The sequence below is a fragment of the Chitinophaga rhizosphaerae genome (assembly GCF_003958645.1).
Classification (GTDB): domain Bacteria; phylum Bacteroidota; class Bacteroidia; order Chitinophagales; family Chitinophagaceae; genus Chitinophaga; species Chitinophaga rhizosphaerae.
In genome coordinates this window covers 46,656-73,367 of record NZ_RXLO01000002.1, presented here as the reverse complement: position 1 = coordinate 73,367, position 26,712 = coordinate 46,656, and the positions used below count along the sequence as shown (strand labels likewise).

The following is a 26,712-nucleotide window of genomic DNA, read 5'->3' as shown; positions in this document are numbered from 1 at the left end:
CGCTGTGCTTCCAGATTTGATCAGGAATAAACGAAAGCAGGAATGTTTCATGCCGCAATCGGGAAAGTTATTTACTTCACCCTCTTCTTCAATTCTTCGCTCAATTCCCTGATCACGGAAGATTTGTTCTGCTGGATCTTTTTTCCAAGTTCGCGCCGGGGAGAATTGGCGTTATACTTCGCCCCCCAATCCATGATCTCGATAACGATCGGCAGTAGATCGGCGCCTTTTTGGGTTAAACTGTAAACGAATTTCGATCTATTGGCCGGCGATGTTTCCTTGACGAGGATATTTTCCTTTTCCAGCACACTCAGCCGGTTAGCCAGGATATTGGTGGCTATTTTTTCCTCAGACCCCAGAAATTCACTGTAGGAAACCTTCCCCCGCAACATAATGTCCCTGATAATCAATAAGGACCACTTGTCGCCGAAAACATCCAGCGCACAACTAATCGGACAGTCAGACCTGCTCTTTTCCATAAAAAACGAAAATAGTTATTGCGTTTTGCAAGAACTTATTTACTTTAGACTTGCAAAATGCAAGTGCAAATTAAACTTAAAACCTGACTATATGGACATCAAAGTGAATTGGCTTGCTGTTGTTTTGGCGACCGTCGCCGGAATGATCTGTGCTAAATCCTGGTACAGGAAAACGGCATTCGGGCCGGTCTGGAGAAAATTGACCGGTATCGGCGAAGCTGCATCCCAGGCAGCGGGCAAGCGGCCGATCGTAATTACCTTATTGGCCAATTTCATCACTGCGATCGTGCTGTCTGTATTGATACCTGCCGGGAACTTGGTTTTCGGGACGAAGAATGTCGGCCTTGCACTGGCGACAGGGTTCATTACGTGGTTGGCGTTTTCAGCCACAACGCTGGCAACGCATAATGCGTTCGAGTTGAAACCTGCAAAGCTGACCTGGATCAATAACGGGTATCAGCTCGTCCTGATGTTAAGCATGTCGCTCGTAATCGGGTTGATGGAATAGTCGGATAAAACGAATTACCATGGCATATGATCTCAGCCTGGCAGACCGTGTCAGGGAATATTTGTATGAAAAAAAGGTTTTGGAGTTGGCGGAAAAGCCGATGTTTGGCGGATTGGCTTTTATGGTCGGGGGGAAGATGTGCGTCAATGTATCGAAAAACAGGCTCATGTGCCGGTTCGATCCCGATCAAACGGAGGAGTTGTCGGAAAGGGCGGGATTTCTTCCCATGATCATGAAGGGAAAGGAATTGCCGGGCTATTGCTATGTAGCGCCGGAAGGGTATAATAGCCGGAGGGATTTCGAGTACTGGATGGAGTTGTGTCTTGCCTATAACGATCAGGCTAAATCGTCGAAGCGAAGCAGACCGCCCAAAAAGAAGTAGGGATAGGTGATGGACCGCTTAAAAATCGATCACTTTCCAGTAGGCTTTTTTAGGTTGCAGCTTTTCATCGAAAAGCAACGGATAATTTTTCCGGCCCCTAACCGGGAAATTATCCAGCCAGCTAAAACGGTCTGAAACATTCCAGAAAGTGATGCCGGTAATGTTGTCGCGGTATTTCCTGAACGTCCCGAAGAGCATGGCGTATTGCGCTTGTTGCAGCTGGTCTTGTTCTGGAGTAAAGCTGTGCAGTTCCGGCATGTTATTGTTGGTGAACACGGATACGTCCAGCTCCGTAACCTGCATTTTAATCCCCAGCGAAGTATATTTTTCGATAGCAGACTCCAGTAATTCCTTTGATGGATCGTTAACAGACCAATGTCCTTGCAATCCAACCGCATGTACCGGAACATTTGCATCGAGCAGTTTTTTTAGCAAGCGGTATACTTTGTCTCTTTTTCCCGGAAATTCAGTTCCGTAATCATTATAGAACAAAACGGCATTCGGGTCGGCTTCATGAGCATACCGGAATGCAGCGGCTATAAAATCTTCCCCGCAGATCTGGTACCATAGCGAATTGCGGAGAAATTCATTGGGCTGGTCTGAAATGGCTTCATTTACAACATCCCAGGCATAGATTTTCCCTTTGTATCGGCCTACTACATCGTGGATGTGTTTGCGCAGTCTGCCGAGCAGGATGTCTTTGCTCACCAGTTTGCCGTTTGCATCGTAAAACATCCATTTGGGTGCCTGGTTGTGCCAGCAGAGTGTATGGCCCCTTACTTTCAGTCCGTTTTCCGTTGCAAATTGAACGATGGCATCGGCGCCGCCCCAGTTATAGCGGCCTTCTTCCGGGTGGATGGGTTCCATTTTCATTACGTTCTCTGCGGTAAGGCTATTGAAATGCCGGACGAGGAAAGCGCTGGTAGCGGAATCCTGCAAATGCCGGGGCGTGATGGCTACGCCGATGGGGAAGTAGTTGCCGTAAAAGTCTTTCAAGCCTTTTTCGGTGTGCTGTGCGAAGGTGGCAACAGTGGAAAGTATGAATATAGCTGAAACAAACAGGCGTGATGATCTTATCATAATCCCTAAAATACGAATCCGGTTGGCTATTCGCAATACGAAACGATGGGGGGATTATTTTTTATGGGCTGCCGAGGGATGGGGGAGTATCGAATATGTAAAAAGCAAAAAGGCTGTTCGGGTGAACAGCCTTTTTATTTCGTACCGCGTACGGGAGTCGAACCCGTCATTCCTCCGTGAAAGGGAGGCGTCTTAGCCGATTGACCAACGCGGCATTTCCCGTTTGGGATTGCAAAGGTAGGGGATTCCATTACAATTCCAAAAAAATCTCGGAAAAATGTAGGAATCAACCTTTCCGGTGCTTCGCGCCCCAGGCGGAAATCTCCCGCAACATCGGTTGGGTAGACCGGCCAAAGTCGGTGAGCGCATACTCCACGCGCGGTGGAACTTCCGGGAAAACGGTGCGCTCCACCAGCCCGTCGGCCTCCAGCTCGCGAAGCTGCGCCACGAGCATCCTTTCCGAAACACCGGGAATGTCTTTCCGTAATTCGCTGTATCGCTTGCGGCCGTCGGTAAGACTGAAAAGGATCGACGCTTTCCACCGGCCACCGATGACGGAGAGGGCGTGAGACATGCCGCAGAGCAGGTGAAGGCGGGTTTCATTGATACTATTCGTTGAGTTGGCTTTGCGCATACTTACTTTATTGTTAGTACTTGACAATCACGTCAGTACCTGCAAAGGTAAAGTGTTTGAAATAGTTTTGCGGCATGAAAAATCTACATCAGCAATCAGCATTCGTAACCGGCGGTAGCCGGGGCATAGGCGCGGCCATCGTGAAAAAGCTCGCGCAGGAAGGCGCCAACGTGGCGTTTACCTACCAATCATCCAAAGAAAAAGCGGAGATATTGGTGGCGGAAGTGAAAGCCCTCGGCGTGGAAGCCCTCGCCATTGCGGCCGACAGCAAAGACCCGCATGCGGTGGAAGCGGCGGTGAACCAGGCGGCGAAGCATTTCGGCCGGTTGGACGTGCTCGTCAACAATGCGGGCATCGGCAACATTAAACCCCTGTCAGCATGTTCCCTCGAAGATTTCGACGAAACGATGGCGGTGAACGTCCGCGCCGTATTCGCCGCATCCCGTGTGGCCGTGCAGCACATGCAGCAGGGCGGGCGCATCGTCAATATCGGGACCTGCCTGGTAGACCGGATCACCATCGGCGGATGCGCGTTGTATTCCACGAGCAAAGCCGCCATCACAGGGCTCACCAAGGCTTTGGCGCGGGAACTGGGCCCGAAGAAGATCAATGTGAACATCGTGCATCCCGGCCCCATCGATACGGATATGAACCCGGCCAACGGGCCCGGGGCCGATTACCAGCGTTCCATCACGGCGCTGGGGACTTACGGAAAACCGGAGGATATCGCTGCGATGGTGGCGTTCCTCGCCGGGCCAGACAGCCAATTCATTACCGGTGCCGGATTTACGGTAGACGGTGGTACGAACATTTAACCTTTCTCCCCTGCGTTAACAGCATGAAAAAACCGCCCGGTTGGAGCGGTTTTTCTTGTTTGCCCCGGATGGGGAGGACGCTATCAATTTATCTACACATGTTTTCAGTTGGCCGGATCAAAAAACCGCTCTTACGGGAGCGGTTTTTTGAAAGTCTAAGCTCCCTTTGGAGGTCGCTATCATTTATCTACACAACTATTTTAAGTCTTTTTTATTTGCAGTGAAGCATACCATTTTTCCAGTAAAACTCCACTTCGTTTTGCGCGTTCATATTATCAACAAATTCGGAAAGCGTTTGGTTGCGATAAATCCTTCCGTTCAGTAATTTTTTTTCTGCTTCCCGCGAATCGATGTATAAGGTGGTGTTGAACCACCGGGCGATGACGTCCCTTAAATCTGCAGCGGGCAAATCCCTGAAAAACTGTTCCCCTTTTAGCCAGGAAAGGCTGTACTGGTCCTGCATCCGCGCGGCGGTGGGCGTTTTTCCGGTGGCGGCGGTGGCTTCTTCCCCGGCGGTGACCGGTATTTTGACGCCTCCGGCTTCCATTTGCATCATGCCGGTCACGATCTGGGCGGATACGTTTGTTGGCGTATATGCGTTGATGTTACATATGCCAGCTTTGGCCCGTATGTCTGCCTGGCCGGCGTGGATGACGAATGGCTGGTTGCCGGCTTGCGCGATGCGGAAGTAACCTTCGCCTTCGAGGTACACTTCGCGGATGCCGGAGCCGAAGCGGAAGGGGAACTGGATCTTCGATGCGCTGTTCAGGATTACTTCCGTACCGTCTTCCAGCTGCAGGCGGGTTTCCTGGCCGGGCGGAACGTTGAGGCTGTTCCATCCCGGAGCGCCCGAGGTGCCGTTTTCGAAATGCAGTGTGCCGTTTTCGAATACGATGCCGGTAGATTGCACACGGTAGCGTTGCTGGCGGCCGTCCCGGAAAGCGAGCGTTTCGCCGTTCGCGAACTGCAGGGTGATCTCCTGTAATTCAGCAGGGATCACGGCCTGTGGAGGTTCGGACGCCGGATCGCGCGGCCAGATGAGCAGGGCGGTGATGGCGGCTCCTGCCGTAAGCCCGGCGCCGATCCACCAGTTCCATATCCGCTGCATGCGGCGGCGGCGATGCCGTTGCAACACGGCGAAATAATCCGCTTCCAATTCCTTCGCCGGAAAAACCGACTGCCCGCCAAACCGTTCCGGATCCCTCATCTCGCTCCTGATGGCGCGCGCCTTTGCGCTGGTAGCCAGTAAATCATCCAACGCTTGCTGCTCTTCGGGAGTAATCGTTCCGAATAACTCTTTGTTGAGCAGGATGCGTATGTGATTTTCATTTTCCATCCGAATATATAGATACAGTTTCGAGGTGCGTGGGGTGAACGGGGAAAAGAAAAAAACGAAATATTTTTTTTGTTTGTTAATGGATGGAAATTTTACACCGCAATCGGGCCGCGGAAGTGCGCGGATTTGTTAACGGCGCGCGTTTCCGGCCATCAAATTCTACAGTTGTTAATTCACCCTTTCGCTTACATCGGCCATCTTTAATTACATATTGTATTAGCCTGAGAGAACCCCATCGCAGCCAATTAAAGTTATCAATCATGGACAGCGTAAACCATTTAGTATATGCCCGGTTGATGCCGGCGCAACTATCTTCCCATCCAGCAGACGTACCGGGCCTGCTCGCAGCACTTCGCGCGGCGAAGCTCCGGATGACGGCGCAAATGCTGGAGATCGAAAGCCAACCCGATACCGCGGAATCCGCACAGGCGGTCCGCAGGTACCAGCTGCAATTCGTCGCCATCACAGACGTGCTCCATCTTTTCCAGCTACAGGCCGGCCCCGCGCTGCAGGCGTTTTACAGGGAAGCGATCACGCTATTCATGGAACTCATCATGGCGCTCGAACAATATTTCCCCGAACATCTCGCCAAAGATATCTTCCTCCCCGGGCCATACGCCCAACACATTCTCGCCATGCAGGAGCCCCACATGCGGGAAACGGAAACGGAACTGCTGGAACGGGGTACCGATCCGCGGCTCGTGGAGCTCATCTTCGCTCCCTTGCGCCGCGATGGCGCGCAACCCACCTTCGGCACCGCGCAATACTTCCGCCGCCTCATGCGCGATCTCCGCGAGCCAGACCAACATTACTACATGGACCCCGAAGAACGAACGCTGTTCATCCTCTTCGCCCATAACTTCAATTGCCCCGAACTGCTCCGCCACGCCGCCGCCGTGCTCCGCAGAAGAGCCGTCGCCCTCCGCACCCTGCAGGAAAAAAAAGGCCTCCTGTCCTGGTACGAAAAGGAATTACGCTACCTGCCCTCCAACGAGTATGCGCTATACCCCGGCAAAGGATCCATCCGGGATCAGCTCCTGCAGTGGATCAAGGAAGAAAAACATTTCATGCATAATCTTTTTACCACCTGGAACTCTTAATGTTCGTGCGTTCGCCCCGGTTAACCCCGCAGCCGGCAGACATGAGAAAATATTTCCCACCTGTGAAAGCGGTCCGCATTGTTTCACCATTTTCGTGTCGCAATGATCCGTATCGCTCACCGGTCCAACCAGTCTCACAAATATGTTTGTGTAATCGCACGCCGGCCGTCCGATATTTCCAGCTTCACCTTTTTTTAGTAAGCCAATGACTTTGCTCAACCACATCGTAACCGTGCAACTTTGCCCACAGGCGCTCACCGAAATGATCGGGGAAGTCCCGCAATGCCTGGAGGAGTTGCAATCCGAGAAAAACCGCGTCACCGCGCTGCTCCTCCGCCTGTCTGACCTCCCTGCCGGCAATTCCCGCCGCACGGCCGCCGTCAGGTATTGGCAGCGCACCATTGCCCGCCTGCTCGATGTTTTGCGGAGTTATGAAGACGCGCCCGGCACCCATGCCTTCACAAGGCATTACGCCGCCGCCACGCAGCAACTGCTCCAGGTCATGACCGGCCTCGAACAGCATTTCCGCGACGATCTCGCGCCCGATCTCCTCCTTCCGCACGCCTACGCCCGTTCCGCCCGTTCCATGCTGCTGCCGCGTATGTTGCAGGCGGAACGGGGGATGGGGCGCCTTAACATCGATGCGCCTTTCCGCCGCCTCCTGCTCGAGCCGGTCTGGAATTTTCTCGAACGGCCGGAAGAACGCATCACCTTCGGCGAACTTTTCTTCCTCCGCGACCTCCTCACCCGGCTCCTCCTATTCACCTACCCGGGCAGCACTACGGCAGACAGGGCGAGCATCGACGTGCACTACCTGTTGGTAGACCTCAACTTCAATGCCGCAGGTTATTTCGTGTACTGTGTGGAATCGGTGCGCCGGGAGATGTTGAAGTACCGCAGCTTCCGCGAACGGATGCGCGTGCTCGCCTGGTGCCTCCGTGAAGTGAAACGCATTCCGCCGGCCGACAGGCAAAAAGGCCTCCGGCCGGGGTCCTTCCCCATCCGCGACCAGCTGATCGTTTGGCTGGAGGAAGAGCGCATCTTCATCCGCCACCTCATGGCCCCGGTTGCCCGCAACGCCGACGGCACGCCGTGGACCACCCGCCTCACCGTGCCCCAGGCCGCGCTCATGGCCCGGGTGTACCTGGAAGAAGGCCTGGTGAAAACCGCATCGCTGCAACAGGTTTTCGTTTCCCTGGCAGACATGCTGCATCTCCGCAAAGCCGATACCATCGCGGAAGACGCGTTTCGCGTGAAGTTCCAGAACCCGAGCCTGTCCACCGTCACCGCCTGCAAACAATGGATCGGGAAAATCCTCGACAGGCTCAACGATTATGAATCGCAGATGCGTACCAGCGCCGATCATTAACCCATTACTTATCCGGAAAACAACATGCATATGAAAACCGATTTCAGGCAAATCCTGTCAAAATTGGAAGGAGATCTCATGGCCATGGAAGCCCGCGTGCCCAATCTCCTCGAGCGTTTCAAAACCGGCGCACAATTGGCCGACGAATCCGTAACCCAACTCAAACACCTCGTGCCGCAGCATTTCGATAGCACGATCGATGAAATATTTTTCTTCAAAAACATCCAGCCGCATATCCTCGCCAAAAAAATCTATTACGCGCAACTCTTCCGCATCGAGGCCGACAGGCCCAAGACCATCCGCGACGATTACCATAAGTTCCTCGACCAGGAGCTGCAGCGCATCACGATGTTTTTTGAAGTCCATAACGCGCTGTTCCTCTACTTCCGCGGCGGCGCCACGGAGCGCGACGAACAGTATTTCCTCCGGAACAGCACCTACAACAACGAATATCCCGTTGACCTCGACGGCATGCTGGACACGCGTTTCTGCACCGTCACCTCGTTCAAGCTGGCGGAACTGATCGCGCTGGAAGGCGTCAGCAAATACCTCATTACGCGGCTGGAAAACCTTTACGCCCTGCCCCGGAACCTCCAGTACAAGCCGCGGCTGCGGTGGACGGAATCGAAAACCGATCTCGTGGAACTGGGGTACGCCCTTCACCTCAACGGCAGTTTCAATAACGGCGATGCCGACATCAAACAGGTGTTTGAATGGCTGGAAAACTCGCTGGACGTGGATTTCGGGAATGTGTACAGCAATTTCCGCGACATCCGCATGCGCAAAAAGGAAATGGCGTCTTTCCTCACGCGGCTGAAAGACGGGTTGTTGAAACGGATCGAAGAAATGGACTGAATCAGGTCAGTTCGGCGATCATGCGCAGGGCATCCGGCAGTTCGGGCGCGTCGTACGCGCCACCGAGGGCCACGCGGATGTACTGATCGTCTGCCGTCAGCGAAAACATTTTTCCGTTGCTGACGTCTACCTGTCGGGAAAGAAGGGTGGCGGTCACTTTTTCCGGCTCGCGGCAGGGGATCCAGTAGTGGAAACTGTTCGGGTGACCGAAATATTCTTTCCCGCGGAAATAACTTTCCATGAGCAAACGCCCGGCTGTGGCGGCTTCGCGCTTCAGGTCGGCAAGTTTGCCGAGCCATCCGCCGGCCATGACGTGCACGCCGAACTGGTTGAAAAGCGTAGACGTGCCGCTGCTGGTCATTTTGACGAAATTCGACGCGCCCTTCAGCAAAGCCGGCGGGTGCACCACATAGCCCGACCGCAGCATGGGATTGAACGGCTTCGACAGGCTGAAAACATGCATCGTTACGTCTGGCGCCAGCTCCAGGAACGACGGCGGCGGATCGGCATGGAGGAAACGATAGGCGTCGTCTTCCACGATATACGTTCCCGGGAAACTGCGCACCACTTCCGCGATGGCCATTCTCCGTTCCAGGCTCATGACGGCGTTCGTGGGGTTATGCAGTGTGGGTTGTAAGTAGATAAGTTTGCAGTCGTTTTTTTCGAGGCATCCCGCCAGTTTTTCCGGCAGCATGCCTTCTCCGTCGGATTCCACCACGTGCAGATTGAAACCCGCATCAGCCGCGATCATGCGCCAGCCGGGGAAAGTAAAGGGCTCGATGGCCACCCCGGCCGTCTGCGGCCGATGGTATTTGGCGATGGTGAACAGTCCGCTGTTAGCGCTCGGCACTGGCGTAACGGCCACGGCGGCGGGGTCGAAGCGGAGTTGGCTCCCTAAGACAGACAGGGTATATTCGTTGAGAGGATCGTAGGGCGGATGAAGGAGGTCGAACTGGTCGCGCTCGTTGAGCCGGCCGGTAAATTCCCGGAAAATCTCCATTTCTTTCGGTACTGATGGGTAGTTGAGGCTAAGGTTCAGCATGATTTTCGCGTTTGGAAGAGAAAGGTAGTAAATATGTTCGTTCGGAATTGATGATTATCTTTAAAACTTCAACCAATATTCCACCAACGATCATGTTCAGAACGCTCCTTTTCATTACGACCCTTGCCATCGGCTTTTGCGCGCAGGCGCAGGAATGCCCGGTTATTCCCAAACCGCAACAGGCAGACAGGCTGAAAGGCCAATTTACGATCAGCGGCAACACGGAAATCTTTGTGATCGATCCCGGGCAGAACGCCGTGGGAGACCTCCTGCAGCAGGAGCTGCTGAAACATACCGGCGTGAAAGTGAAAATCGCGCATTCCGTTAACCGGGAAAAGTATATCAAATCGCTGGTCGGTAACCCAGACGATTCGTTCCCGCCCCTGATCGTTATCGGCGGTGTGCTGAAACAGGGCAATGCGTATAAGCTGGAAGTCTATCCCCAACGGGTAAAGATAGAAGCGGGTTCAGACGATGGCTATATTCATGGTGTCATGACATTGGTCCAGCTGGCGCGGGTTTCGGGGAAGAAGGCGGCGGGTATTTCCGTCCCCTGCTGGCGGATACAGGATGCTCCGGCCATGGCCTGGAGGGGTTTTATGCTGGATGAGTCCCGCCATTTTTTCGGGAAGGAAACCGTCAAATTACTGCTGGACGAAATGGCGCTGTATAAACTCAACCGTTTCCATTGGCACCTGACCGACGAGCCCGGCTGGCGCATCGAGATCAAACAATATCCTCGCCTCGCAACCGTGGGCGGGATCGGCAACCGAACGGACACCCTGGCGCCGCCGGCCTTTTATACGCAGGACGACGTGAAGGAAATCATTGCCTACGCAGCGGCGCGCGGCATCACCGTGATCCCCGAGATCGACATGCCCGGCCATGCCACAGCGGCCAATAAGGCCTATCCCGAATTCAGCGGCGGCGGCACGGCGAAATATCCCGAATTCACTTTTAACCCCGGGAAAGAGGGGACTTATCAATATTTGACGAACATCCTCCGGGAAGTAAACACGCTGTTCCCGGCCGGCATGATCCACATCGGCGGCGACGAAGTGAGTTTCGGCTCCGCGAGCTGGAACACCGATCCGCATGTCCAAAAGTTGATGAAGCGCGAGAACATGACAACTTTGTTGGAAGTGGAGCATTACTTCATCCGCCGCATGTCTGACTCGCTCATGGCCATCAAGAGCAAAATGCTGGGTTGGGACGAAGTGACCGCGGCCGATCTCCCGGTGAAGGAAACCATCGTGTTCTGGTGGCGCCAGGAAAGGCCCGAGCAGTTAAAAAACGCACTGGATAAGGGTTACAAAGTAGTGATGTGCCCCCGGTTGCCGTTTTATTTCGATTTCGTGCAGGATAGTTCCCATACCGTTGGGCGGCGCTGGGGCAAGGAATTTAACCCGCTCCGCCGGGTGTACGATTTCAACCTGAACGATTATCCGGCCGTCAATGACGCCAACCGCGGCCAGATCATCGGCTACCAGGCCAACCAGTGGACGGAAGTCATCCAATCCGAAGAGCGCCTTTACTTCATGACGTTCCCGCGTTTGCTGGCCATGGCCGAAGCGGCGTGGACGGCACCGGAGAAAAAGGATTTCGCGGGATTTGAGAAAAGATTGTCGAAATTCATCCCGCTGTTGCAAAAAAGGGGGCTGTATGTGATGGAATCGCCGAAGGAAACACCGGAGCCCCTGCGCTAGGGCACCTTGTCAAAACACCGAAACAAACCTGTAATTATGAGATACGCATTGCTGGCAGGGGCGCTCCTCGCCGCCGCCTGCCAATCCCCGGAAACCAACAATCAAACCGCGGACAGCCCGCCGGCCAAAGATCTGCATACCCTGTCGAACGCCGACAGCATCAAGGTCCGCCACCTCGACCTCGACATCCGCGTGGATTTTGCCGCGCACCGCATCGAAGGTTCGGCGGCCTGGCATTTCGCCAATCCCGACGGCCTTTCCGTACTTCGCCTCGATACCGATGGCCTTACGATCGACAGCGTCACCGCCGGCGGCCGCAAAGTGCCGCACTCGCTGGATTCCGCCGTTGCGTTCCTCGGCAATCGCCTGAACGTGCCCATCGAAAAAAACGACACGATCGTGCGCATCTGGTACAAAACCGCCACCACGGCCACTGCGTTGCAATGGCTCGAACCTGCGCAGACCCTGGGCAAAAACCAACCGTTCCTCTATACGCAGTCGGAACCCACTTACGCCCGCACCTGGATCCCCGGTCCCGACGGCCCCGGTATCCGCTTCACGTACACGGCGCGCGTGACCGTTCCCAAAACGCTCATGGCCCTCATGAGCGCCGAAAACCCGCGCCAGAAGAACGATAGCGGGGTGTATCATTTCCGGATGGACCAGCCCGTGCCGGCGTACCTCATGGCGCTGGGCGTGGGTGATGTGGCGTATCGCGCCATAGACGGGCGTACCGGCGTGTATGCCGAGCCCGCGATGCTGGACAGGGCCCATTTCGAATTCGCGGAAGTGGGCAAAATGGTGACCACGGCCGAAGGGCTGTACGGCCCCTACCGCTGGGGCGTATACGACGTGCTGGTGCTGCCTCCCGGCTTCCCGCTGGGCGGCATGGAAAACCCCCGCCTCACTTTCGCCACGCCTACCATCATTGCGGGAGACCGCTCGCTGGTATCGCTCATCGCGCATGAACTGGCGCACAGCTGGAGCGGCAACCTCGTGACCAACGCCACCTGGGACGATTTCTGGCTTAACGAAGGGTTTACCGTTTACTTCGAACGCCGGATCATGGAAGCGATGATGGGCGCGGATTACGCAGATATGTTGTGGGAACTGGGGTACCAGGATATGCAGGAAACCGTGAACGACCTCGGTAAAGACAGCCGCGACACCTGGCTGAAGCTCGACCTGAAGGGGCGCAGCGCGGAAGACGGGCTTACGGACGTTGCGTATGAGAAAGGCGCGCATTTCCTCCGTCGTGTCGAAGAAGAAGTGGGACGGCAGAAAATTGATTCGTTCCTGTATAAATATTTTAATTCGCATGCGTTCAAAACCATGTCTACCGAGCAATTCCTCGAATATTTCAACGCGGAACTGATGAAGGGGGATACGGCGCTGGTGAGTAAGATCCGGGTGAAAGATTGGGTGTATGGCCCGGGGATCCCGGATAATTGCCCGCGCGTGCCGCAGGCCCGGTTCGGCAAGGTGGACGCGGAAAGGGAGAAATTCCTGAAAGGCGGTGCCGCGGGCGGATTGCGAACGCAAGGCTGGACGTCCCACGAATGGCTGCATTTCCTCCGCAAAATGCCCAAACCTTTGCCGCTGGCGCAGATGCAGCAGTTGGACGGGGCGTTCCGTTTCACCCAAACCGGTAACAGCGAAGTGGCGAACCAGTGGTTCATCATGTCGGTTGCGGCGGGATATAAGCCGGCTTTCGCGAAGATGGAAAAGTTCCTCAGCCAGGTGGGGCGCCGCAAATTCCTCACGCCGCTGTACACGGAAATGATGAAATCGCCGGAAGGTACGGCCATGGCGCGTTCTATTTACGGGAAGTACCGCGGCAACTACCATCCGCTGGCACAGGAAACGCTGGACAGGATCATCAAAAAATAAAAATGAACCAGATTGAATAGAGAAATGGCGGCCAGAATAATGGCCGCCATTTTTTTGAGAAGAACAAACGTTCCAGCGGCGTATGGTCTAACCTTCATGCGACGCTGACTAAAATTCTGTTAAACTAACTGCGATGTAAAATTACCGCCGTGAGCGGCAGACGGCAAGTGAAATGGGAAGGGTGGGGGAAGGGCGGCGCCGTTGTCCGCTTTCGGGCGGTAGCGGAAAACGGTATCCGGGGTTTGGTTTGACGGTGGATGGGCGACAACGGGCGGGAAAACCGGAATGAGCGGTTGTATGACGACCGGCGGGCATGGAACGGTTGTTCGCGAAACCGGACACGCTGTCCCAAAAGCGGACAAGATGGGAAAACGGTTGATTTTTGGTATTTTTAAAGCTTCGAATCGAAACCAACAAAACAACCGGGAGGACTTTATTGCCTGCGCATCGAAATACGGAACAGGATTGGCTGGAGCGGATTGCCCTGGGAGATCAGGAAGCTTTCAGATCGGTTTTTCAGCAGCATTATAAGGCGCTTTGCTATTATGCCGGCACCATCGTGGACGACCGGCAGGAAGCGGAAGACCTTATACAGGAAGTGTTTTCCCGGTTGTGGGATAAAAGGCCGGTATTCCCCAACGCCGCCGCGCTCCGTTCCTGGCTGTACGTGTCTGTCCGCAACGCTTGCCTCAATCATCTCAAACTAAAGGAAAGGCAACAATCGCGCGATAGAGACTATGCTTACCTTTCCGGCGACGCCCTTCCCGACACGGGCGCTTTCGACCCGCGGCTGGCCGAGACCGAGATCATCGCCAGCTTGTACCGGGAGATCGATGAGTTGCCCGCTCAATGCCGGCGTATCTTCAAGATGAGTTACCTGGAAGGGAAGAAAAACGAGGAGATCGCCGGGGAGCTGTCCATTTCCTACAACACCGTCAGGACCCAGAAGCTCCGCGCCCTCAAACTCATCCGCGCCGCTTTGCTCAAACGCGATCTCTTGCCCGTATTCTACGCCTGGCTGGCGTTTACCCGGCATTTCCACTAACCCGGTTATTGTATCTTTTTCCACCATTGTTCAAATTGTTGTGCGTTATCGTGTAGCCGGACAGGTTCCCCGATCATGGGCGTTGCCAGCCGGTAAGACTTGTTTTGTGAATGTGCTGAAATTTTCTCCAGTGGCTCGTTCCAGGGATGGTTCGCCAATGTGAATTTGGAGTGGTGGACCGTCAGCAGGTTCCCGGCATGCAGTTCTTCGGTCGCTTTCGCTACTTCTTCCGGCAGTTCGTGCACGGAGTGCCAGGCTTCGTTGTACTGGCCGCATTCCATAATGGCCCAGTCGGGCGCGCCATGTTTACGGAAAATCTCCCGGAACCGGCTGTCGTATCCACCGTCTCCACTATAATAGACGCTCCCCCGGGGCGAGCGGATGTAGAAACTCAGCCAGAGGCTTTGTCCGCGGGTGAATCCCCGGCCCGAATCATGATGGGTGGATTCGGTGAAGATGGTAAGTCCAGGTTTGATCTCCAGTTGGTCGTACCAGTCTTTTTCGATGATCTGCTCCGGCCGGTAGCCCCATTTTTCGTAGTGCGCGCCCGCACCCAGTCCACAGATCACGAATCTAACCCGGTCTTTCAGCGCCACGGCCGTTTCGAAATCCAGGTGGTCGTAATGGTCGTGGGAAAGGAGCATGTAATCGATTTCGGGCATATCGGCGGCGGTGTAGATATCGCTGCCATTGTACGCCTTCACGCCGCCGGGCAGGGGCGATGCTTTGCCGCTAAACACGGGATCTACGAGAAAACGCACGCCATCCAGCTGCAAAAAAAATGACGAATGCCCGAACCAGACGATCATGCCGCTGTCGCGGGGGGTGTTGCGGAGGTCGGTTTTAACGGACGGCAGGGAATCTGCCGGCTCGCGGTTGGGGAATTTTTTGAAGAGGGTTTTGAAAATTTCCCCCGGCATGGAATACCCTTCTGCGATCACGGGCATTTCCACGAGGTTGCGGAAGCGCCCTTCTTTGAAGTGCGGCGACTTTTGTATGGATTCCCACCTTTTACCTTCCGGTAAGGCCCCGAACTGGGGGCGCTTCATATAAAAATAAGTGGTGACGGTTAGCAGGATTACCAGTACGAGCAGTACTAACATCATGTATTTTAGTGTTTTAAATAGTCTCTTCATGGATAGCCGGCCGCATCTCGCGGTTGTTTAAGTTGACGATTGAAAAAGGGAAATATTTTGGGAGAATGGAAAAATTCGTTGCGGAAGGGCGATTTCCGGATATATAAAGCCATTGATATTCCATCCCCGCTAAAAAAATCTTCAAAAAAATCCTTCAAACCTTGTCATCGAAATAACAAACCTGTTGTTTCAATAGTAATCCATAAAAATATCGATGTTGGACCCACAACTGATACAACGACCTGCCGAACTGATCCTCAAGGAACTGCGCGGCGAACAGACGGAAGCCGAGGCCCGCGAATTGCAGGATTGGCTGGCTGCCAATGCGGAACATCGCGCGTTTTACGAGCGGATGACCAGTGCCCCCGGCCTGCAAAGCCGGTTGCAACAATTCGGCGCGCCCGACGAAGGCGCCGCCTGGCAACGGTTTGCCGAAAAACACTTTCCCGCTCCGGCGGATAGCGAAGGGGAGAAAGTGAAGCGTATGGATTACCGCTGGTGGGCCGCTGCTGCCGTTATCGTAGCCGCCGTAGCCGGGATCTGGCTTTGGAAGCCGGGGCAGGAAGCCGCCCAGGCCCCTGTGGCCGCGGTGCAGCAATCGATTCTGCCGGCCACCAGCAAAGCCGTGCTCACCCTGGCAGACGGTACCACCATTCCGCTGGACAGCGCCGGTAACCAGACCATCCCGCAACAGGGCGCCACGGCCAGCCAGCACGGCGGATCGCTCGTGTACCAGCCCGGCGGAAAGGAAGGAGCGTTGCAATACAACACCCTGCGCACGCCGCGCGGCGGACAGTTCCGCATCGCCTTGCCCGACGGGTCGCAGGTTTGGCTGAACGCCGGATCGTCGCTGCGGTTTCCCGTGGCGTTCGGGCCGGGAGCGAGGAAAGTGGAACTGACGGGCGAAGCGTATTTCGAGGTGCGCCCGGATGCAGCGAAACCCTTTACGGTGGCAGTAGACGGGAAGGCCGAAGTAGCGGTGCTGGGAACGGAATTCAACATCAACGCCTATGCCGACGAGCCCGCGATCCGCGCGACTTTGGTGAAAGGCTCCGTGGCGGTGACGGCGGGCGGGCAAACGCGGAAACTGGCGCCCGGGCAACAGGCGGCGATCAGCGGCGGCGCCCCGGTATTAGATGCGCGGCCGGATGTGGAAGAAGCCCTGGCCTGGAGGAACGCCGTGTTCTATTTCAGGAACGCAGACGTAAAAGCCGTCATGCGGCAACTCCAGCGGTGGTACGACGTGGAAGTGGAGTATCGCGGGATTGTGCCCGACCGCCGGTTCGACGGCGAAATACAACGGAACCTGCCGCTGCAGGATGTGCTCGATGGCCTGCGGGTTTCGGGCATGTCGTTCACCATTGAAGGATCGAAGATCATCATACAACCATTATAAAAAAACAGAAACCGGAGGTGATTGGACCCACCCCCGGCGAATGTCAGGCATCTTAGCAACGAACTTGAATTACTATTAACCAGACAATGCAAATCTATGCAATTGACCGATCATGCCGGCCCCTGTTTTGGAAAGGGGCTGCTTTCAACCAAACTCAGACGAATCATGAGATGGACAGCATTTCTTATCCTGGCGGCCTGCCTCAACGTTTCCGCCACTACCTATGCCCAACGGGTGACCGTGAAGCTGCAGAACGCTTCGCTGGAGGAAGTGTTTTCTGCCGTGAAGCGCCAGACCGGCTACCTGTTCTTTTACGATAGGGAACTGTTGCGCAGTGCTGAGAAAGTGACGATCCAGGCTAGCAATCAACCCCTGGAATCTTTTCTGCTGGCGGTTTTTAAAGACCAGCCGCTGGATTATTCCGTGAAGGACAAGACCATCTTCATCAAACCGAAACCAGTTACTCCTGCCGCTCCTTCCGCCAATGCAGCCAGACAGGAAGTGACGGGTACCGTTACCGGAACGGACGGAACCCCGCTGCCCGGGGTCACCATCCGCATCAAGGGCACCCAGGCGGGCGCCACCACCGATGTTGACGGGAAATTCAAACTGAACGCTGAACCCGGCGATGTGCTGGTGATTTCCTACATCGGCTTCGAACAGCAGGAAGTGACCGTAGGCGCCGGCGCACTCAGCATCCGCCTCAAACCGAACATCAGCGCGCTCGACGAAGCCGTGGTCATCGGTTACGGCTCCGCCGTGCGGAAAAGCCTTACCGGCTCCGTGTCTTCCGTGAGAAGCAAAGACATTGCCAACAGTCCGGTAACGGATCCGCTTGCCGCGATGCAGGGCCGCGTGCCCGGGTTGTTCATCACGGCCAACAGCGGCTTGCCCGGCACCACTTTCAACGTGACCCTCCGCGGCCAGAACTCGCTGCTGAAGGCCAATGGACCGCTCTTTGTCATTGACGGGGTGCCTTATCTCGAGGAGTCGATGAACACTACCATCCCGGTTGCCGGCGGAAATCAAAGTCCGTTGGCCGCCCTCAATCCCGCCGATATCGAAAGGATAGATGTGCTGAAAGATGCCGATGCAACGGCGATCTACGGCTCGCGCGCCGCCAATGGCGTGGTGATGATCACGACGAAGAAAGGACGCGCCGGCAAAACGTCCGTTAATGCGAACGTTTACAGCGGCGCAAGCAGAGTCGTAAACCGGATGCCGATGCTCAGCACGGCCGAATACCTCGCCATGCGCAAGGAAGCATTCGCCAACGACAACCTCACGCCCACAACAGATAATGCGCCCGACCTGCTCGAATGGAGCCAGACCGAAAATAACGACTGGCAGAAACGGCTCATTGGTAATACTGCCAACCAGACCGAAGCCCAACTTTCCGCTTCCGGCGGTACTGCACAAACCCGGTATCTGCTCAGCGGTACCTTCAGAAGGGAAACCACTGTGCTGCCCAACGATCTCGCGTACAAGCGGGGGACCGGGCACTTCAGTCTCGATCATAAAAGTAAAAACAGCCGTTTCGGGTTCCGGGTTTCAGCCAACTACACCGGAGATAAGAACAATTCGCTGCCCAGCGATATGTCTTACGTTTTCAGCCTTTCGCCGAATTACCCGGTGTATGGGCCAGATGGCAAATTCTACTGGTTCAGCAGCGATCAAAACCCCATCGCCCCCCTGTCGCGCACATATAATTCCAAATTGCGGAGCCTAATCACCAACGGGGAAATCCGTTATACCGTGCTGCCAGGCCTCACGGCCAAGGTAACCGGCGGGTATACCAATACCACCATGGAACAGATGCAGATCACGCCGCCGTCGAGCCTGAACGCGCAGAGCTCCGCCAATGCGTCTACGTATTTCGGCGATACGAAAGCGCATTCCTATGTGGTGGAGCCGCAGCTGGAATTCAAGCGGGCCATCGGCAAGGGCGACCTTTCCGTGCTGGCCGGTACCAGTTGGCAGGAAAATATCCGCGACGGCAAGCGCACCGACGCCAGCCGTTTTTCTGGCGAAGAATTCATGCATATCATGGATTCGGCGGGCGTCCGCAATGAGAACCTTAACTATTATATGTACCGCTACAATTCCATTTTTGGCCGCGTGACATATAACCGGGACGGGAAATATATCCTGAATGCCAACTTTCGCCGCGATGGTTCCACCCGGTTTGGGCCAGACAACCGCTGGGGTAATTTCGGCTCCATCGGCGCCGCCTGGATCTTCTCCGACGAGCCCTGGATGAAGCAACTGAGCTGGCTTTCGCACGGGAAACTGCGCGGAAGCTATGGGTCCGTGGGAAGCGACAATATCGGTTACTACGATTACCTCGCCAGCTGGGCCGCCTCCAACAGCGCATACATTTATGATGGCAGTACCGGCCTCACGCCTTCCCGCATCGCCAACCCGGAATATCATTGGGAAGTATCCCGCAAATCGGAAGGCGGCATCGAGCTGGGATTCCTGAAAAACCGCATCCTTTTCAATGCCGGATATTATCACAGCCTGACCGATAACCAGCTCATCGATCTCTCGCTGACGCCGCAGGTGGGTTTCTCCGGCCTGCGCGACAATTTCGATGCCGTAGTGCAGAACGCCGGCTGGGAGATGGACCTGACGACAGATAACATCCGCCGCGATCATTTTTCCTGGACCACTTCCGTCAATATCACCATTCCGAAAAACAAGCTGAAGAAGTTCGATGGCATCGAAAAAACCGTTTACCGCGACAAGTATGTAGTGGGCGAACCGCTCACCATCGTGAAAGGATACCAGTTCCAATATGTGGACCCCGCGAACGGGAAGCCTGTATTTTGGACCAAAGATGGAAGCGGCGGCCGGCCGGTAGAGTTCACGGATTTCGTGATCCTCGGCAATGCCATGCCCGAATACTACGGCGGTTTGCAGAACTCGCTGAAGTATAAGAAAGTGGAACTCGATTTCCTTTTCCAGTTCGTGCAGCAGGAAGGTGGTGAATATAACTATGGACGACTGGCGAATGCATATGGCATGCGTTTCAACCAGGGCCGTGAAGCGTTGGACCGCTGGCAGAAGCCCGGCGACATAACTGACATTCCCCGCGCAACCACCACCCAGGCCAATACCCTGTTCGACGTTTACCGGTTGTCCAGCGCGGTGTGGGGCAATGCCAGCTACATCCGCCTGAAAAATGTTTCGCTGCGGTACGACCTGTCGGAGTATGCGCGTAAAATCAAGCTGAACCGTCTGGTGGTATATGCCAATGCGCAGAACCTGCTGACGTTCACGAACTACAAAGGGATTGACCCTGAAACACAAGGCATCCGCCTGCCGCCCGTGAAGGCCATTACCGCAGGTATCCAGCTGAGTTTATAACTATCATCCAAAAGCATCAAGATGAAACGAATTTCGCTTCTTATCATATTCGCCGCTACGCTTACCGCGTCGTGCAACAAATATCTCGACACGCCTACGCCGAAAACGGAAGTAGGAGACGAGAAGGTGTTCGCTACCGATCAGAACGCCACATCCGCCGTTACCGGCATTTACATCAGCATGAACAGCCTTAACTATCTCTGGGCCAACGTGATGATGAATTTTCTCGCCGGTATTCATGGAGACGATGTTTATTATGCCAGTAACTTCGAAGACTACGATGTATTCAAACAGGCGCGTCTGTTGCCGAACAGTACCTACGTTGAGCGGTTCTGGAACGCCATCTACAGTTATATTTATACGGCCAATGCCTGTGTGGAAGGGCTGACTGCGTCCACGACGCTGACGCCGGCGTTGAAAGATCAACTGCTTGGAGAAGCACGTTTCATGCGCGCCTACTTTTATTTCTATCTCGTAAATATGTATGGCGATGTGCCGCTGGTGCTCACGACAGATTATCGCGTTTCCGAGAAGCTTCCCCGGGAGAAAACGGAAAAAGTGTACGACCAGGTGGTGGAAGACCTGCGTGCGGCGAAGCAATTGCTGGGCGACAACTATCCAAACGGTAACCGGGTTCGCCCGAACAAAACGGCCGCATCCGCGATGCTGGCGCGGGTGTATCTCTATCGCCACGAGTGGGCGCTGGCTGAAACGGAAGCCAGTGCCGTGATCGGTAACGGAAATTATGAACTGTTGAAGGACCTCAATTCCGTGTTCCTTGCCAACAGCCGGGAGGCTATTTTCCAGCTGCAATCCGTGAACGTGGGTGGAGGAAGAAATACCTGGGAAGCGCAGGTGGCCATTCCCGCAAACGCTACCGCAGGCCCGCTGTTCCGTTTGGATACGATCAACCTGATCCGGAAATTCGAAACGGGCGATGCCCGCCTCGCCAACTGGACAGGTACCCGTACGCTCGCGAGTGGCGCCACCTATTTCTGGCCGGCCAAATATAAAGTACGCAATGCCACGCCGGTGCAGGAAAACACCATGCTGCTCCGTATGGGCGAGCAATTCCTCATCCGTGCCGAAGCGCGCATCCGTCAGCATAAGCTGGACGACGGCCGTTCCGACCTGGATTCCATCCGCCTTCGTGCCAATCTGCCCAAGCTGAACACTGCGCTCACGCAGCCGCAATTGTTACAGGCCGTGGAAAGTGAAAGGAAATTCGAATTGTTTGCGGAATGGGGCCACAGGTGGTTTGATCTGAAGCGTACCCAACGCTCTACCGACGTGCTGGGGCCCATCAAAGGCGCCGAATGGCAGCCGACCGATACGCTCTACCCAATCCCGGCATACGCTATCAGCACCAATCTCAACCTGACGCAGAATGAAGGCTATAAGAAATAAAATAAGCGTTGTAATCCTCCTCCTCATAACCACCGGCCTCACCGCGCGCTCGCAGGAGCGTGTGGTGATCGCGCCGGCGAAACCGGAGCCGGGAGACACCGTCACCGTTACGCTGGACCCCTCCGTGCCGGGAGGTCCTATCCCCGCCGGCGCAACCGCCGTAACGGTACAGTTCGTCACTTCCAACTTTTACGACCTGCCCATCCGCATCCCGATGGCTAAAACCGACGGTAAATGGACCGCCAGCTTCCGGCTGGCGCCTTACGCGGCCTTCGCCACGTTCCAGCTCACCAGCGGCAACACGATCGAGCGGCCCGCGGCCGACCGCCTTTTCGAAGTGATGGTGTACAAAAAAGGCCTGCCCGTCCGCCATGCCTTGTTGTACCGCGGCGGCAGCATGGCCGCGCAAATGGGCAAAGCGCCCGGGACGGCGGCGGCTTCCGCGGAGCTGTACGAACAGGAATTGAAGGCGTTCCCCGACAACTACGAAGCCCAATTGCGGCTGCTGGTATACCGGGAGCAGGTGGCGAAACTGGCTTCGGAAAAGAAAGCCATCCGCCGCCGGATGCACGATGTCATCGAAGCCAGGTGGAAAGAAGCGCCGTCCGACCGCGGGAACCTCAACCGGGTAACGATGGGCTACCTCATCATCGGGGAGCCCTCGCGCCTGGATTCCATCCGCAAGCAAGTGGGCGCCCGCTATCCGGAAACCGCACTGGGCCGGAGCCTGCATGCAGATTTCATCGGCCGGGAAAAAGATTCCGCGCGCCGCATCTCCCTGTTGGAACTGGCGCTGGACAAAGAAACGGAACAGAACGAAGCGGATTTCTCGCCCTTCCATGAACAGTTGTTCGAACTGTACGCCCGGGCGAAAGACTCCGCCAAAACAGTACTCCATGCAGGGAAAGTGCACCACGACATGGAAAGCCCCCATCTCCCGCGCTTCTACAAAAGCATGGCCGAAACCCTCATCGAAAACGCAGTGGCCCTGCCGCTGGCGCGCCAATATACAGAAATGGCACTGGCTATGGCCGACCGATGGCCCGCCGGGCTCATCCGGTACTTTCCGGAAACGGGGCATATCATTCCGCTGGTAGACGACAGCACCCGCCGGGCGGTAACCGGCCAGGCAAAAGGGAACCTCCTGTCCATGCTCGGCCTCATCGATATGCTGGAGGGGAAAGACGGAGAGGGTGAAGCGCACATGCGTGCCGCGCTCGCCGCTTCGCACGACCACGAAACCCTCGAAAACGTAAGCCGCTTCTACAAACAGACCGGCCGCGAAACGGCCCTGGCGGAAATCGGCGCACGGCGCCTCGGGGAACTGAAAGCGGCCGTGGCCAAACAAATGATCGACAAACCCGCGCCGGAGCTTTCGTCGTTCGTTGACCTGAAAGGCAATCCCGTAAACCCGGAAAGCCTCCGCGGGAAAGTGGTGCTGATCGATTTCTGGGCTACCTGGTGTGTGCCCTGCATGCAGGAAATGCCCTTCGTGCAGAAGCTCTACGATGAGTTCAAAAGCAATCCGGACGTGGTTTTCATGATCGTCAACAGCGGTACGAGAAACACTTTGCAGGATGCGCAGAACTGGAAGGGGAACAAAACGTATTCCTTCCCCGTGTATTACAATACCGATCCCAACATCGGCGAAAAATTCAATTTCAACATCATTCCCGCCACGTACGTCATCGACAAAAACGGGCGGATACGATTTGCCAATATAGGATTCGAAGGAGCGGAAGTGGAGTCTCGCCTCCGCGTCCAACTACAAATGGCATTAACACCTTGATACGGAAATCATGCAAATGCAACTGCCCCGGCTCTTTTGGGCCGGGGTTTTTTGTAACTTGGGCGGATGCGCTTCATCCGTTACTTTTTGTACCTCGCCTGGCATTGGGATCTTGAAATGGCTTTGTTCGTCATCCGCCGGGAAATTGCCGGTGAGCGGAAGTACGGCCTGCGCACCATCGGCACCCATTACCTGGGAGATGCCATCTCGGATTCGGCCAGAGCGCAGGCCACACAATATGAGCCCATCAATTATTATTCCGCCGAATGGCTGCTGAACCATGTAACCGATGCCGAAAAACAAACCGGTTTTCTCGATGTGGGCTGCGGGAAAGGGCGCGTGCTGGCCATGGCAGAATTTTATGGATTTGATGATATCACCGGGATCGAGCTGTCTCCCGAATTATGTAAATCCGTGAAGCCGGGGAAGTATGAAGTACGATGTGAAGATGCGCGGCGGATGGAAGTCTCCGATCGAACGGGCGTCATTTTCCTGTTCAACCCTTTCAACGAAGCGGCGATGGTGGATTTTGTGGAGCGGGTGAAAGAAAGCCGGGCCCGCCGCCCCCGGCAGATCAAGGTGCTGTATGCGAACCCGCAGCATAAAAATGTTTGGCTGAACGCGGGCTGGAAAGAAACGGCGGCTTTTGAAAAGTTGCGTTTTTTGAAGGGATCGGTGCTGGAGCTGGCGGATTGAATCACCGTTTCCCGTAATACTGCGGATCGAGCTGGGAGCGGTATTCCGGATGGCGCTCCACGAACCCCGCTACAAACGGGCAATACACCATCACCGGCTTTTTCAGGGACGCGGCCAGCCGGAAAGCTTCCTTCGCCAGGGCGGTGGCCACGCCTTTACCTTCCATAGCGGCCGGTACGGTGGTATGCATGAACGCGATATCTTTTTTATAATAGCGATAAGTGAGCGTGGCGGCTTCACCGGCTAACCAGACTTCCAGCTGCTGGCTCGCTTCGTTGTTGATGACGGCGTATTGCGCGGGTTCCATGATGCCGGGTCAGAGGTTGGTGACAGTTGGGTCTACGATGCGTTTCCATTCAGGGTGGCGCTTCAGGTAGGCTACCACCAGCGGACAAAGCGGCACCAGGGTATAATGGTTTTCTTCCAGGTACGCGAGTGTCTTTTCGATGAGCGCCGTGGCTACGCCTTTGCCTTCCAGCTCGGCGGGCGCTTCGGTATGGATGAGCCAGATCTTCTTCCCGCTTTCCTTATATACGATAATGGCGGTATGCCCTTCCACCGTTAGTTCGAATTGGTGGTCCGTTTCATTCTTCACCAACGGAAGTCCCATGTATTCTTCTTTCATGTCGTCAAGTTACAGATAATAACAACACCAGCCGCGTCATTGTTGTTGCAGCCAGGGGATGGCTTCGGGGGAAGTGGTGAGGTAATACAGCGTATACCCTACGTCCGTAACGGCATATGTCCGGAACCCGGCTTTGTTGTACCAGGACACGTTTTCCGGAACGGACGTTTCCAGGTAAACCGGGCGGTTCGCCGCAGCTGCCAGTTCGAGTACACCGTTGAGCAAATGCCGGCCCGCACACCGGCGCCGGGTATCCGGGTTTACGCCGATGAACCAGAGATAGGCCATGGGCACTTCCGGCCTGACGGATTGTACCAACTTCCTGCGGGCCGTTACATTCGGCAAATTTTTCCATCCGATCGAGCGCAAGACCAGCTTTAGATCGAGCCAGCGGGTGAGGAGGTTTTCCGGCTTCCGGTCGGGATACAGGACCAGGGCGCAACCGTTTCCGTCGTCAGACAGCAGCACATCGCCATGCCGGATGCAGAGATCAAACGCATATTCCATCAATCCACGGATATTCCGTTCTGTATCCCCGTGCCTGCGCACGGCGGCGAGCACGCTCCGGTTCTGTGCGAAGGAGCGGGTGAGGATATTGGTCACGAGGGCTTTATCGGCACGGTTAGCGTGTTTCATAGCTTAAAACTACTGACTTTTTTGTGGAATGGCTTCGGCCACCTGCCCGGGCGCTTGCTGCGTTTGTACGTAAGCATTGGTTACGCATACAGCCAGTTTATGAATACGAAACGATCGTGTGTACATAAGGGCCGTTGGCCCGTTGCAGGCATAGCATGGCAGGAAGCCCGGGTGGAAAGAATAAAACCGGCTACCGGGTTTACGGTAGACGGTTTGCAGAAGATTTCATTTTCAAGGAACAGAATATTATGGTGCAACGCAGGAGCGGCGTATTGCGCGGCGGGCAACAAGTTGCGACCGGAGCGCCATGGCAACGAGCGCGGCGATCCCGAAAGCAGCGCCAGCCCAGGGCGCAGCCGCGATCCCGTATCGCGCGATCACCCATCCGCTGACCGTTGTTCCCACCGTAATTCCCAAATTACCATACGATATCGCGAGTGTATTGGCGAAGGCCACGGCCCCCGGTGCCGCGGAGGTCAAATACGCAGCTGCGGTGAGATAACAGGGCGCATAGAAAAATCCCCACAGCGCCAGTACCACCGCATTCACCACGATCCCTCCGCCCACGGCGATGCTCATGAACGGTATGAACAGCGCACCGGCGAGAAACACGGCCGTAGTCAGCGATAGCTGCTTCCCGAGCAATCTTCCGGCGATCCAGTTGGCAGGGATGCCCGCCAGGCCAAACACCATCAGCATATAACTGATCCGTTCCTCATCCATTCCTTTCACCTTTCCTAAAAAATCCGCGAAGTAACTATATGTACAAAACCACGCGGCGATGAGCAGTACATTGACAATACTGCTGGTCACGAACACGGGATCGCGTAAAATGGCGGCCTGGCTGCCCAGGCTTTCCTTTTCGCTTTTCGGGATTTGCGGCAGCCCGATAAGGATCGCCAGCAGCGCGGTAAGACTGATGGCCGACTGCGCCCAGAACGCCGCCTGCCAGTTGATGCGCCCCGCGAGCCAGGTGGCGAACGGAACGGTAGTCACCATGGCGATGGCGATCCCGCCCAGCACGATGCCCATCATCCGCGTCGCCTCCTTCGGCGGCGCTGCCTGGATGGCCGCAGCGATGGCTGTGGATACAAAGACGGGGTGCAGGATGGCGGGCAATACGCGCACGGTGAGCAATAGCCAGAAAGGCGGCGCCAGCGCGGATACGACGCCGGTAACAATGAACATGCCGATGGCAAGGCTCATGATGAGTTTGCGGTTCACGCGGGAAAAAAGCAGCGTCATCGCCGGGCCGCCGAGCGCGATTACCATGGCGAACGCACTCAGCAGCCAGCCCGCTTTTTCAATGGGGATTCGGTAGTGTTCGGCGATCTGCGGCAAAATCCCGATCACGCCGAATTCGGTAGTAATGATGCCGATCAGCCCGAGGCATCCGATGTATGCGGTCTTTTTCATT

At 55.5% G+C, this 26,712-nt stretch carries 24 protein-coding genes and 1 tRNA gene; 14 read left to right on the top strand and 11 right to left on the bottom strand.

The window, feature by feature from the left end:
* Positions 1-71: 71 nt before the first annotated feature.
* Entirely contained in the window at positions 72-479 is a 408-nt protein-coding gene (locus tag EJ361_RS03800; RefSeq protein WP_126244034.1) for a winged helix-turn-helix transcriptional regulator, read from the bottom strand.
* A 91-nt stretch (positions 480-570) separates the two neighbouring features.
* Here EJ361_RS03800 and EJ361_RS03795 point away from each other — a divergent pair, with 91 nt between their 5' ends.
* Both EJ361_RS03795 and EJ361_RS03790 read left to right on the top strand, forming a co-directional pair.
* Complete coding sequence (locus EJ361_RS03795; protein WP_205686929.1) at positions 571-987, top strand: DUF1761 domain-containing protein; 417 nt, start codon at positions 571-573, stop codon at positions 985-987.
* Positions 988-1,006: 19 nt separating this feature from the next.
* Entirely contained in the window at positions 1,007-1,369 is a 363-nt protein-coding gene (locus tag EJ361_RS03790; RefSeq protein WP_126244033.1) for a TfoX/Sxy family protein, read from the top strand.
* A gap of 18 nt (positions 1,370-1,387) precedes the next feature.
* On the opposite strand, the gene EJ361_RS03785 is transcribed toward EJ361_RS03790, so the two are convergent.
* The 3 genes from EJ361_RS03785 to EJ361_RS03775 all read right to left on the bottom strand — a co-directional run bounded on the left by EJ361_RS03785 (position 1,388) and on the right by EJ361_RS03775 (position 3,083).
* Positions 1,388-2,449 carry an endo-1,4-beta-xylanase gene (locus EJ361_RS03785; RefSeq protein ID WP_126244032.1) on the bottom strand — a complete coding sequence of 354 codons (1,062 nt, stop codon included), beginning with the start codon at positions 2,447-2,449 and terminating at the stop codon, positions 1,388-1,390.
* A 142-nt stretch (positions 2,450-2,591) separates the two neighbouring features.
* A tRNA-Glu gene (locus tag EJ361_RS03780) sits at positions 2,592-2,663 on the bottom strand.
* Between the two features lie 72 nt (positions 2,664-2,735).
* A complete protein-coding gene (locus EJ361_RS03775; protein WP_126244031.1) occupies positions 2,736-3,083 on the bottom strand; it encodes a winged helix-turn-helix transcriptional regulator in 348 nt (115 codons plus the stop codon).
* Positions 3,084-3,157: 74 nt separating this feature from the next.
* Between EJ361_RS03775 and EJ361_RS03770 the strand changes: the two genes are divergently transcribed.
* Entirely contained in the window at positions 3,158-3,898 is a 741-nt protein-coding gene (locus EJ361_RS03770; protein WP_126244030.1) for an SDR family NAD(P)-dependent oxidoreductase, read from the top strand.
* Between the two features lie 211 nt (positions 3,899-4,109).
* Here the strand turns inward: EJ361_RS03770 and EJ361_RS03765 are convergent, their stop codons facing one another.
* Complete coding sequence (locus EJ361_RS03765; RefSeq protein WP_126244029.1) at positions 4,110-5,234, bottom strand: FecR family protein; 1,125 nt, start codon at positions 5,232-5,234, stop codon at positions 4,110-4,112.
* A gap of 260 nt (positions 5,235-5,494) precedes the next feature.
* Here EJ361_RS03765 and EJ361_RS03760 point away from each other — a divergent pair, with 260 nt between their 5' ends.
* The 3 genes from EJ361_RS03760 (at position 5,495) to EJ361_RS03750 (ending at position 8,558) form a co-directional block, all read left to right on the top strand.
* Positions 5,495-6,334 (top strand): hypothetical protein, encoded by an 840-nt coding sequence (locus tag EJ361_RS03760; protein ID WP_126244028.1) that lies wholly within the window; start codon positions 5,495-5,497, stop codon positions 6,332-6,334.
* Positions 6,335-6,539: 205 nt separating this feature from the next.
* Positions 6,540-7,703, top strand: a complete 1,164-nt coding sequence (locus tag EJ361_RS03755; RefSeq protein ID WP_126244027.1) for a hypothetical protein — start codon at positions 6,540-6,542, stop codon at positions 7,701-7,703.
* A 30-nt stretch (positions 7,704-7,733) separates the two neighbouring features.
* Positions 7,734-8,558, top strand: a complete 825-nt coding sequence (locus EJ361_RS03750; RefSeq protein WP_164714071.1) for an RteC domain-containing protein — start codon at positions 7,734-7,736, stop codon at positions 8,556-8,558.
* Between the two features lies 1 nt (position 8,559).
* Here EJ361_RS03750 and EJ361_RS03745 read toward each other — a convergent pair whose 3' ends face one another.
* The gene (locus EJ361_RS03745) at positions 8,560-9,600 is read right to left on the bottom strand and encodes an aminotransferase class I/II-fold pyridoxal phosphate-dependent enzyme (RefSeq protein ID WP_126244025.1); all 1,041 of its coding nucleotides are present in this window, start codon (positions 9,598-9,600) and stop codon (positions 8,560-8,562) included.
* A 92-nt stretch (positions 9,601-9,692) separates the two neighbouring features.
* On the opposite strand from EJ361_RS03745, the gene EJ361_RS03740 reads away from it, so the two are divergent.
* From EJ361_RS03740 to EJ361_RS03730, 3 genes are all read left to right on the top strand, one after another.
* Complete coding sequence (locus EJ361_RS03740) at positions 9,693-11,306, top strand: beta-N-acetylhexosaminidase (RefSeq protein ID WP_164714070.1); 1,614 nt, start codon at positions 9,693-9,695, stop codon at positions 11,304-11,306.
* Between the two features lie 36 nt (positions 11,307-11,342).
* Complete coding sequence (locus EJ361_RS03735; protein ID WP_126244023.1) at positions 11,343-13,196, top strand: M1 family metallopeptidase; 1,854 nt, start codon at positions 11,343-11,345, stop codon at positions 13,194-13,196.
* 436 nt (positions 13,197-13,632) lie between these two features.
* A complete protein-coding gene (locus EJ361_RS03730; RefSeq protein WP_164714069.1) occupies positions 13,633-14,241 on the top strand; it encodes an RNA polymerase sigma-70 factor in 609 nt (202 codons plus the stop codon).
* A gap of 5 nt (positions 14,242-14,246) precedes the next feature.
* Here EJ361_RS03730 and EJ361_RS03725 read toward each other — a convergent pair whose 3' ends face one another.
* Positions 14,247-15,347, bottom strand: a complete 1,101-nt coding sequence (locus EJ361_RS03725; RefSeq protein ID WP_126244021.1) for an MBL fold metallo-hydrolase — start codon at positions 15,345-15,347, stop codon at positions 14,247-14,249.
* 244 nt (positions 15,348-15,591) lie between these two features.
* On the opposite strand from EJ361_RS03725, the gene EJ361_RS03720 reads away from it, so the two are divergent.
* The 5 genes from EJ361_RS03720 (at position 15,592) to EJ361_RS03700 (ending at position 24,034) form a co-directional block, all read left to right on the top strand.
* Complete coding sequence (locus EJ361_RS03720) at positions 15,592-16,773, top strand: FecR family protein (RefSeq protein ID WP_126244020.1); 1,182 nt, start codon at positions 15,592-15,594, stop codon at positions 16,771-16,773.
* Between the two features lie 165 nt (positions 16,774-16,938).
* Positions 16,939-20,142, top strand: coding sequence for a TonB-dependent receptor (locus EJ361_RS03715; RefSeq protein ID WP_164714068.1), 3,204 nt, complete (start codon positions 16,939-16,941; stop codon positions 20,140-20,142).
* A 21-nt stretch (positions 20,143-20,163) separates the two neighbouring features.
* The gene (locus tag EJ361_RS03710; RefSeq protein WP_126244018.1) at positions 20,164-21,549 is read left to right on the top strand and encodes a RagB/SusD family nutrient uptake outer membrane protein; all 1,386 of its coding nucleotides are present in this window, start codon (positions 20,164-20,166) and stop codon (positions 21,547-21,549) included.
* The gene (locus EJ361_RS03705; RefSeq protein ID WP_126244017.1) at positions 21,530-23,338 is read left to right on the top strand and encodes a TlpA family protein disulfide reductase; all 1,809 of its coding nucleotides are present in this window, start codon (positions 21,530-21,532) and stop codon (positions 23,336-23,338) included. Before EJ361_RS03710 ends, EJ361_RS03705 begins: the two co-directional genes overlap by 20 nt.
* Positions 23,339-23,404: 66 nt before the next feature.
* The gene (locus EJ361_RS03700) at positions 23,405-24,034 is read left to right on the top strand and encodes a class I SAM-dependent methyltransferase (protein ID WP_126244016.1); all 630 of its coding nucleotides are present in this window, start codon (positions 23,405-23,407) and stop codon (positions 24,032-24,034) included.
* Position 24,035: 1 nt separating this feature from the next.
* On the opposite strand, the gene EJ361_RS03695 is transcribed toward EJ361_RS03700, so the two are convergent.
* From EJ361_RS03695 to EJ361_RS03680, 4 genes are all read right to left on the bottom strand, one after another.
* Positions 24,036-24,341, bottom strand: a complete 306-nt coding sequence (locus EJ361_RS03695; protein WP_126244015.1) for a GNAT family N-acetyltransferase — start codon at positions 24,339-24,341, stop codon at positions 24,036-24,038.
* Positions 24,342-24,350: 9 nt separating this feature from the next.
* Entirely contained in the window at positions 24,351-24,659 is a 309-nt protein-coding gene (locus EJ361_RS03690) for a GNAT family N-acetyltransferase (protein ID WP_126244014.1), read from the bottom strand.
* Positions 24,660-24,695: 36 nt separating this feature from the next.
* The gene (locus tag EJ361_RS03685) at positions 24,696-25,295 is read right to left on the bottom strand and encodes a GNAT family N-acetyltransferase (RefSeq protein ID WP_126244013.1); all 600 of its coding nucleotides are present in this window, start codon (positions 25,293-25,295) and stop codon (positions 24,696-24,698) included.
* A gap of 246 nt (positions 25,296-25,541) precedes the next feature.
* Positions 25,542-26,711, bottom strand: coding sequence for an MFS transporter (locus EJ361_RS03680; RefSeq protein ID WP_126244012.1), 1,170 nt, complete (start codon positions 26,709-26,711; stop codon positions 25,542-25,544).
* Between the last annotated feature and the right edge of the window lies 1 nt (position 26,712).

What these genes read in the sequence shown, in the direction of transcription:
- EJ361_RS03735 (WP_126244023.1), top strand. Translation starts at nt 11,343, where the DNA reads ATGAGATACGCATTGCTGGCAGGGGCGCTCCTCGCCGCCGCCTGCCAA.
- EJ361_RS03715 (WP_164714068.1), top strand. Translation starts at nt 16,939, where the DNA reads ATGAGATGGACAGCATTTCTTATCCTGGCGGCCTGCCTCAACGTTTCC.
- EJ361_RS03760 (WP_126244028.1), top strand. Translation starts at nt 5,495, where the DNA reads ATGGACAGCGTAAACCATTTAGTATATGCCCGGTTGATGCCGGCGCAA.
- EJ361_RS03705 (WP_126244017.1), top strand. Translation starts at nt 21,530, where the DNA reads ATGAAGGCTATAAGAAATAAAATAAGCGTTGTAATCCTCCTCCTCATA.
- EJ361_RS03680 (WP_126244012.1), bottom strand. Translation starts at nt 26,711, where the DNA reads ATGAAAAAGACCGCATACATCGGATGCCTCGGGCTGATCGGCATCATT.
- EJ361_RS03725 (WP_126244021.1), bottom strand. Translation starts at nt 15,347, where the DNA reads ATGATGTTAGTACTGCTCGTACTGGTAATCCTGCTAACCGTCACCACT.
- EJ361_RS03775 (WP_126244031.1), bottom strand. Translation starts at nt 3,083, where the DNA reads ATGCGCAAAGCCAACTCAACGAATAGTATCAATGAAACCCGCCTTCAC.
- EJ361_RS03685 (WP_126244013.1), bottom strand. Translation starts at nt 25,295, where the DNA reads ATGAAACACGCTAACCGTGCCGATAAAGCCCTCGTGACCAATATCCTC.
- EJ361_RS03770 (WP_126244030.1), top strand. Translation starts at nt 3,158, where the DNA reads ATGAAAAATCTACATCAGCAATCAGCATTCGTAACCGGCGGTAGCCGG.
- EJ361_RS03765 (WP_126244029.1), bottom strand. Translation starts at nt 5,234, where the DNA reads ATGGAAAATGAAAATCACATACGCATCCTGCTCAACAAAGAGTTATTC.
- EJ361_RS03700 (WP_126244016.1), top strand. Translation starts at nt 23,405, where the DNA reads ATGCGCTTCATCCGTTACTTTTTGTACCTCGCCTGGCATTGGGATCTT.
- EJ361_RS03785 (WP_126244032.1), bottom strand. Translation starts at nt 2,449, where the DNA reads ATGATAAGATCATCACGCCTGTTTGTTTCAGCTATATTCATACTTTCC.
- EJ361_RS03750 (WP_164714071.1), top strand. Translation starts at nt 7,734, where the DNA reads ATGAAAACCGATTTCAGGCAAATCCTGTCAAAATTGGAAGGAGATCTC.
- EJ361_RS03745 (WP_126244025.1), bottom strand. Translation starts at nt 9,600, where the DNA reads ATGCTGAACCTTAGCCTCAACTACCCATCAGTACCGAAAGAAATGGAG.
- EJ361_RS03755 (WP_126244027.1), top strand. Translation starts at nt 6,540, where the DNA reads ATGACTTTGCTCAACCACATCGTAACCGTGCAACTTTGCCCACAGGCG.
- EJ361_RS03795 (WP_205686929.1), top strand. Translation starts at nt 571, where the DNA reads ATGGACATCAAAGTGAATTGGCTTGCTGTTGTTTTGGCGACCGTCGCC.
- EJ361_RS03695 (WP_126244015.1), bottom strand. Translation starts at nt 24,341, where the DNA reads ATGGAACCCGCGCAATACGCCGTCATCAACAACGAAGCGAGCCAGCAG.
- EJ361_RS03690 (WP_126244014.1), bottom strand. Translation starts at nt 24,659, where the DNA reads ATGAAAGAAGAATACATGGGACTTCCGTTGGTGAAGAATGAAACGGAC.
- EJ361_RS03790 (WP_126244033.1), top strand. Translation starts at nt 1,007, where the DNA reads ATGGCATATGATCTCAGCCTGGCAGACCGTGTCAGGGAATATTTGTAT.
- EJ361_RS03740 (WP_164714070.1), top strand. Translation starts at nt 9,693, where the DNA reads ATGTTCAGAACGCTCCTTTTCATTACGACCCTTGCCATCGGCTTTTGC.
- EJ361_RS03800 (WP_126244034.1), bottom strand. Translation starts at nt 479, where the DNA reads ATGGAAAAGAGCAGGTCTGACTGTCCGATTAGTTGTGCGCTGGATGTT.
- EJ361_RS03710 (WP_126244018.1), top strand. Translation starts at nt 20,164, where the DNA reads ATGAAACGAATTTCGCTTCTTATCATATTCGCCGCTACGCTTACCGCG.
- EJ361_RS03720 (WP_126244020.1), top strand. Translation starts at nt 15,592, where the DNA reads ATGTTGGACCCACAACTGATACAACGACCTGCCGAACTGATCCTCAAG.